The organism is Allobosea minatitlanensis (assembly GCF_964020775.1).
On record NZ_OZ224509.1, the window covers coordinates 1,373,211 to 1,385,248 of the forward strand.

Consider the following 12,038-nt stretch of genomic DNA (forward strand, 5'->3'; position numbering starts at 1 on the left):
TGAGATTTCCCGCGCGGTTCGCATGGTCCCGCGCGGGCCGCCTCAGGCCGGGAGCGAGGCCCGCTTGCGCAGCCGCACCACCTTGAAATAGCCGCGCCCGACATGGACCGTGTCGTAGCGGCCGGTCCGGGCGGCCCAGCCGGTCAGGCGGCTGACCTTGAAGTCGCTGCTCCAGCCGATCGCCCGGGCCAGCGGCGCCACCGCCGCCCAGAAGGGGGCGAGCGGGCCGCCGTCGTCGACCAGCCGGCTGGAGATGATGATCTCGCCGCCCGGCTTCAGCACCCGGTCCATCTCGGCCAGGGCCTGCTCGGGATCGGGCACGAGGGTGATGACGAACTGCGCCGTCACCGCGTCGAAGCGCTCCGCCGTGAAGCCGAGCCGGCAGGCATCCATCACGGTCAGGCCGCGGACATGGCCGAGGCCGCCGGCGGCGACCTTGCGGTTGGCGACCTTCAGCATGTCGAGCGAGAGATCGGCGCCGACGACGCGGGAGCCCGAGGTGAAATAGGGCAGGGTCAGGCCGGTGCCGACCCCGATCTCGAGGATGTCGGGCCCGCAGGCGCAGGCCGCCGCCACCGCCTCGCGCTGCGGCCGGGACAGCATGCGCTGATAGACCTTGTCGTAGAACCTGGCCCAGGTGGCATAGGCGCGCTTCTGGGTCTCGAGGTGGTCTGTCACCGGCATCGGCGGATCCGCACAGGCAAAGGGAAGGGAGGTGGCCGGGGCGTCAGGACAGGGCCAGCGCCGCCGGGGAGGGGGAGGCCGGCAGGGAGAGCGGCCGGCGCAGGATGGTGCCGCCGCCGAGCACCTGCGCGCCCGGCCCGGCATCGGCGTAGATGACGCAGGCCTGGCCGGGCGAGACGCCCTCCTCGTCGACGGCGAGCTCGATGCGCAGGCCCTCCTCGTCGCGGAAGAGCCGCGCCTCGCGCGGCGCCCGCGTCGAGCGGACGCGCACGGCGACGTCGCGCCCTTCCGGCGGAAGGGCGTCGAGCGGCGCGGCGCCGAGCCAGTTGAGGTCGCGCAGCCGGATCTCGCGCACGCTCAGCGCCTCGCGCGGGCCGACGATGACCCGGGCGGCATCGGCATCGAGCCTGAGCACGTAGAGCGGCTCGGCCGCGCTGATGCCGAGACCCTTGCGCTGGCCGACCGTGTAATGCAGCACCCCGTCATGATGGCCGAGCACGCGCCCGTCGAGATGGACGATCTCGCCGGGGCGGGCGGCGCCTGGCTTGAGCCGCTCGATCACGTCGGCATAGCGGCCATTGGGCACGAAGCAGATGTCCTGGCTGTCGGGCTTGTCGGCGATGGCGAGGCCGAGCTCGGCCGCGAGCGCGCGGGTCTGCGCCTTGTCGATATGGCCGAGCGGGAAGCGCAGCAGGTCGAGCTGCTCCTGCGTCGTGGCGTAGAGGAAATAGCTCTGGTCGCGATTCAGGTCGGCGGCGCGGAACAGGCCGCGATGGCCGTTGCCGAGCGCGCGGCTGACGACATAGTGCCCGGTCGCCAGCGCGTCGGCGCCGAGTTCCTTGGCCAGGTCGAGCAGGTCGCGGAACTTGACGGTGCGGTTGCACTCGACGCAGGGGATCGGTGTCTCGCCGGCGAGATAGCTCTCGGCGAAGCGCTCGATCACCGCGTCGCGGAAGCGGCTTTCGTAGTCGAGCACGTAATGCGGGATGCCGATGGTCTCGGCGACGCGGCGGGCGTCGTGGATGTCCTGCCCGGCGCAGCAGGCGCCGGCCCGGTGGATGGCGGCGCCATGGTCGTAGAGCTGCAGCGTGACGCCGATGACGTCGTAGCCCTCGCGCTTGAGCAGCGCCGCGACGACGGAGGAGTCGACGCCGCCCGACATCGCCGCGACGACGCGCGTGGCCGCGGGCGGCTTGGCGATATCGAGGGAGTTGAGGGGCGTCGTCATCGGGATCGGGGTTCGGATGGGCGTCTCGCGCCGGTGGAGGTTCTATATCGGCTTTGCCCGGCTGCGACCAGCGCGATCGGCAAAAGCTGCCGCCCGCAGGCGGTTTCTGCCGGCGGAACGGCCGGGCCGCCGAGGCTAAGCCTTTGAAATATAGGTGCCGGCCGCTGGCGCGCAACTTGCTGGCCGCAGGCGGGTGCCTTTTGCCCGCGCCGCGGAACCGTCCATGCCTGCCGAAACCCTGTTCAACACCTCATCCGCCAAGGGAGCGACGCCGCCATGGCGGCGCTCCGCGGAGGCGCGCGCGGCGGGGGAAGGCGAAGGCTTCGCCCTGCCGGAGGGCCGGACGGCCGCGCAGGAGGCGGATCAGGGGGCGTCCGGGTCCGGCAGGCCGCCCGCCGTCGCGCGGACGCAGGCGGCCGCAAGGGCGCAACCCCTTGCGCAGCCCGCCGGGCAGGTGGCTGTGGGAGGAAAGGCCGCGCCGGCGACCGCCGCCCAGCCGGGCTCCGTGATCGACGCGCTGGCGGAGCTTCTCGCTGCGGCGCAGGCTCAGGCGATGCAGCCGGAAGGCGCGGCGGACGCGCAGGACGAGGCCGGGCGCAAGCGGCGCGGCGGCGAGGCGGCCGGCACGGCCGAAGCCAAGGACGCAGCGAAGGATGCAGCGCCGGCGGCGGAAGGCGAGGCGGCATCGCTCGCTGCGATATCCACCCCGGTCCCGCAGGCGATCGCGGCGGTGCTGACGCCGGCCCTGCCGATGCCGGTTCCGGCCGAGGGCGAACAGGCGGCGGAGGATTTCGTCGCGACAGGCGGTGCGGCTTCGGCCGCGGCGGCCGGAAAGGCGCCGTTGCCGCCGGGAACGGCGTTCGCCCTGCGGGCGGATGGAGGCGGGCAGGGCGAGCCCCGCTCGGGGGAGGCGGCCGCCTTCGGGACCTCGGGCGGGGAGCTCCCCGCCGCCGGGCAGGGCCACAGGGTCGGCAAGGCGGAAGCCGATCCGGCCGCCGCGTCGCCGAAGGGCGAGGCCGCGCAGGGGGGAGTCGCGCCGGCGGCCTCTTCGGCGGCTGCCGAAACGCGGACGGCGGAGGCGGTGCAGCAGGCGCTCGCCCCGATCGATCTCGCGACGCTGGTGCAGCAGGCTGCGGGCGGCGCGGAGCCGGCCCGGCTTTCGGCGCCGCTCGATCAGCCGGCGGCGGGGGCGGCCCAGGCCGCCGCGCCGGGCCCTGGCCAGGCGGCGCTGCCGCCGACGCCGCTGCATGTGCTGCCGGTCGAGATCGGCCTGCGCGCCTTGGCGGGGGCGAAGCAGTTCGACATCCGGCTCGACCCCGAGGAGCTCGGGCGGGTCGACGTCAACCTGTCCATTTCCGACAAGGGCGAGGTCAGCGCCCGCCTCGTGGTCGACCGGGTCGAGACCCTGCATCTGCTGCAGCGCGACGCGCGCACGCTGGAGCGCGCCTTCGAGCAGGCGGGGCTGAAGCCCTCCGACGGCGGCGTCGAGATCAGCCTGCGCGACCCGTCCGACCAGTCCGCCTTCCGGCAGCAGCGCCAGCACGAGGAGGCGCCGCGGCATCCGCAGGCGCCGGCCGCGGCCGAGGCGGAGGACGACACCGTTCTTCCGATCAATTCCGCGTCGCAGCGCCGCCTCGTGCGGCTCGGCGGCGTCGATCTCAGCATCTGAGCGAGGGCGAGCAGCATGGCCGTTTCAGGCGTGAATGGATCCTCCGGCAGCACGAGCAGCACGAGCAGTTCGTCGAGCAGCACCAGCACGATCGCCGGGAATTTCGACCAGTTCCTGCTGCTGCTGACGACGCAGCTCAAGAACCAGTCGCCGCTCGATCCGCTCGACACCAATCAGTTCACCGAGCAGCTCGTCCAGTTCGCCGGGGTCGAGCAGCAGCTCAAGACCAACGACACGCTGAGCTCCCTGCTCAGCCTCAGCGCGGCCGGCACGGCGACGAACGCCGTCGGCTTCATCGGCTCGACGATCTCGGCCGATGGCGCGACGACGCCGCTGGTGAACGGTTCCGCCTCCTGGAAGGTCAACGCCTCCGCCGCCGGCACGGCGACCATCACCATCACGGATTCGAAGGGCAGCGTCGTGCAGACGATGACGCGCAGCCTCACCGCCGGCGACCAGACCCTGAGCTGGGACGGCTCGACCTCGATCGGCACGACGGCGCCGGAGGGCGAATACACCATCGCCATCGACGGGCGCAGCGTGGCCGGCGAGACGATCACCGCCAAGACGCAGATCAGCGGCCTCGTCGACGGCGTCGACTTCACCGGCTCGATCCCGGTCCTGAAGATCGGCGGCATCAGCGTGCCGATCGACAAGGTGAAGAGCGTGGTGCGCGGCGCATAGCCCGCCGCGAATCGGAGGGACGCATCCGCGCGATCGTTTTAGGCAAATCTTAAAACCGGAAGGCTAGGCTCACCCCCAGTAGCTCTGTTGAGTTGTGTGAGAGTACCATGACCGAGCCATTGCGACCGCGGGTAAAGTACGTGATCGGGCCGGACGGAAGTCCGCTGACGATCGCGGACCTTCCGCCGATGAATACAAGGCGCTGGGTCATCCGGCGCAAGGCGGAGGTCGTCGCGGCGGTGCGCGGCGGCCTGCTCAGCCTCGAGGAGGCCTGCCAGCGCTATACCCTGACGGTGGACGAATTCCTGAGCTGGCAGATGTCGATCGACCAGCATGGGCTCGCGGGCCTGCGGACCACCCGCATCCAGCATTACCGTCAGTAGACGGCGGCATCCTTCGGTTTTCGGAAGGCGTCGGTCCCCCTCGGACCGGCGCCTTTTCGCGTGCGCCGCCGCCACAGCCGCAGCGATTAACGCGGCGACGGGCAAAAATTAACCAGCCGCTAACCATGCACCGGGAAAAACTTGCCTAGTGGGCGGCGCAAATCAGGCGTCGCCCGCGGTCTTGTGGAACGGATGGCGGCGTGAACGGGCTTTTCGAGCAGTTTGCCAAATTCGGCGCGGCGCGGCTGGCGGCGATGCTGGCCGTGACCCTGACGCTCGTCGGCTTCTTCGGCTTCGTCATGTTCCGGATGTCGCAGCCGGCGATGAGCGTGCTGTTCGCCGATCTGTCGAGCCAGGACGTCAGCGCGATCCTCAAGGATCTCGACGCGCGCGGCATCAGATACGAATTGCGCGGCGACGGGCAGACCGTGCTGGTGCCGAAGGACGACGTGCCGCGCCTGCGCCTCGACCTCGCCGGCAAGGGCATCCCGGCCGGCGGCGGCGTCGGCTACGAGATCTTCGACAAGGGCGACGCCTTCTCCTCGACCAGCTTCGTCCAGAACATCAACCATCTGCGCGCGCTGGAGGGCGAGCTCTCGCGCACCATCCGCTCGATCAGCCGGGTGCAGGCGGCGCGCGTGCACCTGGTCATCCCGGAGCGGCGCCTGTTCGAGCGCGACCGCGAGGCGCCGCGCGCCTCGATCGCGCTGAAGCTCGCCGGCGATCTCGACGCCGCCCAGGTCCGGGCGGTCCGCCATCTCGTCGCCTCCGCCGTCGACGGGCTGAAGCCCGAGCGCGTCTCGATCGTCGACGAGCGCGGCCGCCTGCTCGCCGACGGCGCCCGCGACGAGCAGAGCCTGCTCGGGCTCGGCCTCGACGAGCGCCAGACCGCGATCGAGAAGCGCATCAAGGCGCAGGTCGAGGACATCGTCGCCGGCGTGGTCGGCTATGGCCGGGCGCGCGTGCAGGTCTCGGCCACGCTCGACGCCAACCGGATCGAGAGCCGCTCGGAGAGCTTCGACCCGGAGAGCCGCGTCGTGCGCTCCAGCCAGAACCGCACCGAGGCCTCGGCCACGGCGGATCCGGGCAACGGCACCGTCACCGTCGGCAACGAGCTTCCCGGCGCCCAGCAGACGCAAGGGGCGCAGCAGAACCAGCGCGACACCTCCTCCAAGAACGAGGAGGTGGTGAACTACGAGATCTCCAAGACGACCCGCACCGAATTGCAGGAGGGCGGGCGGATCAGGAAGCTCTCCGTCGCCGTGCTCGTCGACGGCAACTACAGCCGCGGCCAGAACGGCGAGATGACCTATCAGCCGCGCGGCAACGAGGAGCTGGACCGGATCGGCGAGCTGGTGCGCACCGCGGTCGGCTTCGACCAGAACCGCGGCGACAAGGTCGAGGTCGTCAATCTGCGCTTCGCCGAGGCGCCGCAGCCGCCGGGCGACCTGACCGAGCCGACGCTGATGCAGCAGCTCATGTCCTTCAGCCGCGAGGATCTGGTGCGTTTCGCCGAACTCGGCGTCATCTCCCTGCTGACGCTGATGGTGCTGATGACGGTGGTGCGGCCGCTGCTGAAGCAGGTGCTGGCCTCCGACAACGGCGTCGCCACGCGGCCGATCCCGAGCTTCATGCGCAACGGCGCGCTGGTCGGCCCGGACGGCGAAACCACCGGCGATCCGGCGGCGCCCGGCCGCGCGGTCGCGACCGTCGGCCCGAACGGCGAGGTCGTCCCCGCCGAGGTCGAGATGCCGTCCGAGCGCATGCTCGCCATCGCCCAGGTCAAGGGCCAGCTCAAGGCGCAGTCGGTCGAGAAGATCGGCGCGCTGGTCGCCCAGAACCCGGCCGACTCGGTCGCGGTGCTGCGGAGCTGGATCCATGAGAAGGCACCGGCGTGACGGGCCGCTGAACCATGGCAGAGACCCGCTCCATCGCGACGCGCAGCACCGGCCTTCCGACAGGGGTCGAGGGCGGCGGCTTCGGCAACACCAGCATCGAGCAGATGACCGGGCCGCAGCGCGCGGCGGTCATCCTGCTGGTGCTCGGCGAGGAGCATGGCCGGACGATCTGGCAGGAGTTCGACGACGACGAGATCCGCATCATCACCCGCGCCATGGCCGAGCTCGGCACGGTCGATGCCGACGAGGTCGAGCGGCTGATGCTGGACTTCGTCGGCAAGCTCTCCAGCGCCGGCGCCGTCACCGGCTCCTTCGACCGCACCATCTCGCTGCTCGAGAAGATCCTGCCCAGCGACCAGGTGGCGCTGATCATGGAGGAGATCCGCGGGCCGGCCGGCCGCAACATGTGGCAGAAGCTCGGCAATATCGACGCCTCCGTGCTCGCGAACTTCCTCAAGAACGAATACCCGCAGACCATCGCCGTGATCCTCTCCAAGATCCGGCCGGACCATGCCGCCAATGTGCTGCGCAACCTGCCCAACGATCTCTCGATCGAGGTGGTCGGCCGGATGCTGCGGCTGGAATCGGTGCAGAAGGAAGCGCTCGACCATATCGAGAACACGCTGCGCACCGAATTCGTCTCGACCCTGACCCAGACGCGCCGGCGCGATCCGCACGAGATGATGGCCGAGATCTTCAACGGCTTCGACCGCCAGACCGAGATCCGCTTCCTCTCGGCGCTCGACGCTTCCAACCAGGAGGCGGCCGAACGCATCCGCGCCCTGATGTTCACCTTCGAGGACCTCGCCAAGCTCGACCCGGCCGGGCTGCAGACGCTGATGCGGCAGGTCGACAAGGATGTGCTGGCGCGCGCGCTCAAGGGGGCGAGCCAGCCGATGCGCGAGTTCTTCTTCGGCGCGATGTCCCAGCGCGCCGCCAAGAACATGCAGGACGACATGGAAGGGCTCGGCCCCTTGCGCCTCAAGGAGGTCGACGAGGCCCAGACCAAGCTGGTCCAGATGACCAAGGACCTCGCCGACAAGGGCGAGATCGTGCTCTCCAAGGGCAATTCCGAAGACGAGCTGGTGTACTGAGATGGCGGGCGCGACGAAATTCATGTTCGGCACGGATTTCCGCGAGGGCAGCCGCAAGGCCGCCAGCGAGGCGGATCTCAAGGCCGCGCGCGCCGAGGGCTTCCAGGCCGGCCAGGAGCAGGGGCGGCGCGAGGCCGAGGCCCAGTTCAACGGGCTCGCCGGCCAGCTCGCCCGCTCGGCCGAACGGCTCTTCGCGCTGGAGGCCGCGCGCATGGCCGCGATCGAGGCGCAGGCGGCCGAGGTCGCGCTCGCCGCGGCGCGGGCGCTTGCCGGCGCGGCGCTCGCCGAGAAGCCGATGGCGGCGCTGGCGCAGGCGGTGCGCGACTGCATCGGCCATGCCCGCCAGGCGCCGCATCTGGTCGTGCGCGTCAACGAGGCGTCGGTCGAGGCGGCCGAGGAGCTGGTGCAGCGGCTGGTGCGGGAGCAGGGCTTCACCGGCCGGCTGATGGTGCTGGGCGAGCCCGACATCCGCCCCGGCGACGGGCGGATCGAATGGGCCGATGGCGGCTTCGTGATGGATGGCGAGCGGCTCTCGGCGCTGATCGAGCAGGCGGTCGCCAGCGTTTTCCCCGGCGGCAGCGGCCCCGGGCAATGAAGGTCTGAATCATGAGCCAGGAGAACGATCTCAACCTGCCGCCGCTGAGCCAGACCGATCTGTCGTTCGACCAGAACGACATGTCGGTGGCGCGCTCGGGTCCGGTCCCGGTCAAGACGGCGGAGGATCTGGAACAGGTCTTCGACGTGCCGGTGACGGTCTCGGCCGTGCTCGGCTCCTCCAGGGTCGCGGTCGGCGACCTGCTCCAGATCGTGCCCGGCACGGTGCTGGAGCTCGACCGGCGCGTCGGCGAGGCGATCGACATCTTCGTCAACGAGCGGCTGGTCGCCCGCGGCGAGGTTGTCGTCGTCGAGGACCGGCTCGGCGTGACCATGACCGAAATCATCAAGGCCGACCGGTGAGACGCCGGCCGCCTTCAAGCCCGACAAGCAAAAGGACCTGAGCCATGCGCCTCATCATCGCCGGCGGTCTCAAGGGACAGATCATCGCCGCAGCCAGGATCGCGATGGCGCATGGCGCCGCCGTCACCCATACGGAGGGGCTCGAGCAGACTCTGGCGGTGCTGCGCGCCAAGGGCGCCGACCTGCTGATGATCGACGTCGCGCAGCCGATCGCCGCCTATGTCGCGGCGCTGGAGGCCGAGCGCATCCGCACGCCGGTGGTCGCCTGCGGCACCTCGACGGATACCCGCGCCGCGGTCGCCGCGATCCAGGCCGGGGCCAGGGAATATGTGCCGCTGCCGCCCGACCCGGAATTGATCGCGGCGGTGCTGGAGGCGGTTGCGGCCGACCAGTCGAGCCTGATCTGGCGCGACCCGGCGATGGAGCGGGTCGTCCAGCTCGCGACGCAGATCGCCCGCTCCGAGGCGCCCGTCCTCGTCACCGGCGAGAGCGGCACCGGCAAGGAGGTGATCGCGCGCCATCTCCATCAGAAATCGGGGCGCAAGGACAAGCCCTTCGTCGCGGTGAACTGCGCCGCCATCCCCGACAACCTGCTCGAATCCGAACTGTTCGGCCATGAGAAGGGCGCCTTCACCGGCGCCATCGCCCGGCGCATCGGCAAGTTCGAGGAGGCCCATGGCGGCACGCTGCTGCTCGACGAGATCTCCGAGATGGATGTCCGCCTCCAGGCGAAGCTGCTGCGCGCCCTTCAGGAGCGCATGATCGACCGGGTCGGCGGGACCCAGCCGGTCAAGGTCGATATCCGCATCGTCGCGACCTCGAACCGCAACCTCGCCGACGCGGTGCGGGAGGGCTCCTTCCGCGAGGACCTGCTCTACCGGCTGAACGTCGTGCATCTGCGCCTGCCGGCGCTGCGCGAGCGGCCGGGCGACATCCTGGCGCTGGCGGAGCATTTCGCCCGGAAATACGCTGAGCTGAACGGGTTGCCGCAGCGGCCGATCGCGGCGGATGCGCGCAAGCTGCTGCTCGGCAACGCCTGGCGCGGCAATGTGCGCGAGCTCGAGAACACGATGCACCGGGCCGTGCTGCTCGCCAGCGGGCCGGAGATTGCGGCGGCCGCCGTGCTGACGCCGGAGGGGGAGGCGCTGGCGCCCGCCGCGGCCGGCTCGCGGGACGCGGCGGGGCGGGCGGCGCAGACGGCGGAGGCGATGACGCGCTCGCTGGTCGGCCACACCGTCGCCGATGTCGAGCGCGAATTGATCCTCGACACGCTGGATCATTGCCTCGGCAACCGGACCCATGCCGCCAAGATCCTGGGCATCTCGATCCGCACGCTGCGCAACAAGCTCAGCGAGTACACCGCCGCCGGCATCGCCGTGGCGGAGCCGGGTCAGGCGCGCATCAGCGCGGCCTGACCCCGATAGGGCCGGTTACCAATAGCGCCGGCGGTAGTAGTAGCGCGGGCGGTAATAATAGCGCGGCCGGTAGTAGTAGCGCGGGCGGTAATAGGGCCGGTAATAGCGATAGCGCGGCCGCCGATAGTAATAGTATTGGCTGAATTCGGCGTCGGTTTTATCCAGTGCCTCCTTGGTCTCGGTCGGAACGGCTTCCGCGTCCTTGGGCGGCGCGCCTTCCGGCCGCACGGGCCGAGCCAGCTGGGCGGCTTCGGCGGCGGCGATCCCGCCAAGGCCGGCGGCGGCGAAGCCACCGACCAATGTCATCAGGAATGAGCGTCTGTCCACGACGGCCTCCAGATTGTCTTCGTCACATCGCACCGTTGCATTCAATAGGAGCAGAATGCAGACAAGGAGTAATACATTTAGATGACCCCTTGTTCCAATGCGCGGCTTTTCGCCGTGAATGGGGAGAGCATCCGCCCCGAAAAGCGGAACGCGGTTTTCGGGAAGAGCCGATGCACAATCAAAGAGCGGTCGCGCTTCAATCCACGGCGTTGAGCGGCCGGGCGACGCTCTCCAGCGGCTTGCGCTCCGCCCGGACGGCGAAACGGGCGGCGATCAGGGCCGCCGCCAGCATCAGCGCGGCGCCGAGCAGATAGCCGCCGAAGACGCTGCCGCGCGAGCCGGTGTCGATCAGGATGCCGAAGAGCCAGGGGCCGGCGATGCCGCCCGCCCCGGTGCCGATGGCGTAGAACACGGCGATGGCGAGCGCCCGCATCTCGACCGGGAAGGTCTCGGAGACGGTGAGATAGGCCGAGCTCGCCGCCGCCGAGGCGAAGAAGAAGACGACGCTCCAGCACAAGGTGAGCTGCGAGGCGGTGAGCCAGTCCCGCCAGAACAGATAGCCGGTTCCGGTCAGCAGCAGGCCGGAGAGGGCGTAGGTCGCGGCGATCATGACGCGCCGGCCCAGGCTGTCGAACAGCCGGCCGAGCAGCAGGGGTCCGAGGAAATTGCCGGCGGCGAAGGGCAGGATGAACCAGCCGATCGCCTGCGAGGGCACGTCGTAGAAGTCGGTCAGGATCAGCGCGTAGGTGAAGAAGATCGCGTTGTAGAAGAAGGCCTGCGAGACCATCAGCGCGAGCCCGACCAGCGCCCGGTCGCGATGCACCACGAACAGGGCGCGGAAGACCTCGCCGAGCGGGGTGGCGGGGCGCGGCCGCAATCTGGTGAGGGCGTGGATTTCGCCCGGCGGCGGGGTGAAGCCGGCGCGGCGCTCGATGTCCATCACGATTGCGGCGGCGCGCTCGGGGTGGCCGTGGCTGATGAGCCAGCGCGGGCTTTCCGGAATCCATTGCCGCAGGAACAGGATGACGAGGCCCAGCACGGCTCCGATGAAGAAGGCGAGGCGCCAGCCATGCTCGGGGTCGATATGGGCGGGGTCGAGCAGGACGATGGCGCCGATGGCGCCGAGCGCCGCCCCGATCCAGAAGGAGCCGTTGATGACGAGGTCGGTCCAGCCGCGCATCCGGGCCGGGATCAGTTCCTGGATCGTCGAGTTGATCGCGGTGTATTCGCCGCCGATCCCCATGCCCGTCAGGAAGCGGAAGACCAGGAAGCTCCAGAGATTCCAGGAGAAGGCGGTGGCCGCCGTCGCCGCGAGATAGACCAGCACGGTGACGGTGAAGAGCTTCTTGCGGCCGAGGCGGTCGGTCAGCCAGCCGAAGAAGACGGCGCCGAGCACGGCCCCGGCGATATAGGCGGCGCCGGCCAGGCCGACATCGGCATTGCTGAGCCGCAGCACGGGGCTCTCCTTCAGCGCGCCGGAGACCGCGCCCGCCAGCGTCACCTCCAGCCCGTCGAGGATCCAGGTGATGCCGAGCGCGGCCACCACGAGCACATGGAAGCGCGACCAGGGCAGGCGGTCGAGGCGCGCGGGCACGTCGGTGGAGACGACGAGGCCGCCGGCCTCCATGGGGGCCGAATCCGTCACGGGCCCTCCTCCTGTCTGGAGCATTTTCGAGCGAAGCGGGTACCGGTTCGCGAG

General features: G+C 70.3%; 12 protein-coding genes. 8 read left to right on the forward strand and 4 right to left on the reverse strand.

What is annotated here, in order from left to right; translation table 11 throughout:
* Positions 1–42 precede the first annotated feature (42 nt).
* The gene (locus tag ACWH43_RS06750; protein WP_260347686.1) at positions 43–684 is read right to left on the reverse strand and encodes a class I SAM-dependent methyltransferase; all 642 of its coding nucleotides are present in this window, start codon (positions 682–684) and stop codon (positions 43–45) included.
* A gap of 43 nt (positions 685–727) precedes the next feature.
* Positions 728–1,912, reverse strand: coding sequence for a tRNA 2-thiouridine(34) synthase MnmA (mnmA, locus tag ACWH43_RS06755; protein WP_158444929.1), 1,185 nt, complete (start codon positions 1,910–1,912; stop codon positions 728–730).
* 223 nt (positions 1,913–2,135) lie between these two features.
* Between mnmA and fliK the strand changes: the two genes are divergently transcribed.
* The 8 genes from fliK (at position 2,136) to flbD (ending at position 10,012) form a co-directional block, all read left to right on the forward strand.
* Positions 2,136–3,581 carry a flagellar hook-length control protein FliK gene (gene fliK / locus ACWH43_RS06760; protein WP_158448272.1) on the forward strand — a complete coding sequence of 482 codons (1,446 nt, stop codon included), beginning with the start codon at positions 2,136–2,138 and terminating at the stop codon, positions 3,579–3,581.
* A 15-nt stretch (positions 3,582–3,596) separates the two neighbouring features.
* Complete coding sequence (locus ACWH43_RS06765) at positions 3,597–4,265, forward strand: flagellar hook assembly protein FlgD (RefSeq protein WP_158446727.1); 669 nt, start codon at positions 3,597–3,599, stop codon at positions 4,263–4,265.
* A 107-nt stretch (positions 4,266–4,372) separates the two neighbouring features.
* Positions 4,373–4,648: a CtrA inhibitor SciP gene (gene sciP, locus ACWH43_RS06770; protein WP_038359348.1), complete on the forward strand. Its 276-nt coding sequence runs from the start codon at positions 4,373–4,375 to the stop codon at positions 4,646–4,648.
* 200 nt (positions 4,649–4,848) lie between these two features.
* The gene (fliF, locus tag ACWH43_RS06775; protein ID WP_158446728.1) at positions 4,849–6,546 is read left to right on the forward strand and encodes a flagellar basal-body MS-ring/collar protein FliF; all 1,698 of its coding nucleotides are present in this window, start codon (positions 4,849–4,851) and stop codon (positions 6,544–6,546) included.
* A 14-nt stretch (positions 6,547–6,560) separates the two neighbouring features.
* On the forward strand, positions 6,561–7,640 hold the full coding sequence (gene fliG, locus ACWH43_RS06780; protein ID WP_158446729.1) for a flagellar motor switch protein FliG: 1,080 nt from the start codon (positions 6,561–6,563) through the stop codon (positions 7,638–7,640).
* Between the two features lies 1 nt (position 7,641).
* Positions 7,642–8,235 (forward strand): FliH/SctL family protein, encoded by a 594-nt coding sequence (locus ACWH43_RS06785; RefSeq protein WP_158448273.1) that lies wholly within the window; start codon positions 7,642–7,644, stop codon positions 8,233–8,235.
* A gap of 80 nt (positions 8,236–8,315) precedes the next feature.
* Complete coding sequence (fliN, locus tag ACWH43_RS06790; RefSeq protein WP_260347856.1) at positions 8,316–8,597, forward strand: flagellar motor switch protein FliN; 282 nt, start codon at positions 8,316–8,318, stop codon at positions 8,595–8,597.
* Between the two features lie 44 nt (positions 8,598–8,641).
* Positions 8,642–10,012 (forward strand): sigma-54-dependent transcriptional regulator FlbD, encoded by a 1,371-nt coding sequence (flbD, locus tag ACWH43_RS06795; RefSeq protein ID WP_158445401.1) that lies wholly within the window; start codon positions 8,642–8,644, stop codon positions 10,010–10,012.
* A gap of 15 nt (positions 10,013–10,027) precedes the next feature.
* Here the strand turns inward: flbD and ACWH43_RS06800 are convergent, their stop codons facing one another.
* On the reverse strand, positions 10,028–10,339 hold the full coding sequence (locus tag ACWH43_RS06800) for a hypothetical protein (RefSeq protein WP_158445400.1): 312 nt from the start codon (positions 10,337–10,339) through the stop codon (positions 10,028–10,030).
* A gap of 196 nt (positions 10,340–10,535) precedes the next feature.
* Positions 10,536–12,008: an MFS transporter gene (locus ACWH43_RS06805; protein ID WP_158445399.1), complete on the reverse strand. Its 1,473-nt coding sequence runs from the start codon at positions 12,006–12,008 to the stop codon at positions 10,536–10,538.
* Positions 12,009–12,038 lie beyond the last annotated feature (30 nt).

Excerpts from the sequence above, each read along its gene's own strand:
- ACWH43_RS06765 (WP_158446727.1), top strand. The coding sequence starts at position 3,597 with ATGGCCGTTTCAGGCGTGAATGGATCCTCCGGCAGCACGAGCAGCACG.
- fliG (WP_158446729.1), top strand. The coding sequence starts at position 6,561 with ATGGCAGAGACCCGCTCCATCGCGACGCGCAGCACCGGCCTTCCGACA.
- mnmA (WP_158444929.1), bottom strand. The coding sequence starts at position 1,912 with ATGACGACGCCCCTCAACTCCCTCGATATCGCCAAGCCGCCCGCGGCC.
- ACWH43_RS06785 (WP_158448273.1), top strand. The coding sequence starts at position 7,642 with ATGGCGGGCGCGACGAAATTCATGTTCGGCACGGATTTCCGCGAGGGC.
- fliN (WP_260347856.1), top strand. The coding sequence starts at position 8,316 with ATGTCGGTGGCGCGCTCGGGTCCGGTCCCGGTCAAGACGGCGGAGGAT.
- ACWH43_RS06750 (WP_260347686.1), bottom strand. The coding sequence starts at position 684 with ATGCCGGTGACAGACCACCTCGAGACCCAGAAGCGCGCCTATGCCACC.
- ACWH43_RS06805 (WP_158445399.1), bottom strand. The coding sequence starts at position 12,008 with ATGCTCCAGACAGGAGGAGGGCCCGTGACGGATTCGGCCCCCATGGAG.
- flbD (WP_158445401.1), top strand. The coding sequence starts at position 8,642 with ATGCGCCTCATCATCGCCGGCGGTCTCAAGGGACAGATCATCGCCGCA.
- fliK (WP_158448272.1), top strand. The coding sequence starts at position 2,136 with ATGCCTGCCGAAACCCTGTTCAACACCTCATCCGCCAAGGGAGCGACG.
- sciP (WP_038359348.1), top strand. The coding sequence starts at position 4,373 with ATGACCGAGCCATTGCGACCGCGGGTAAAGTACGTGATCGGGCCGGAC.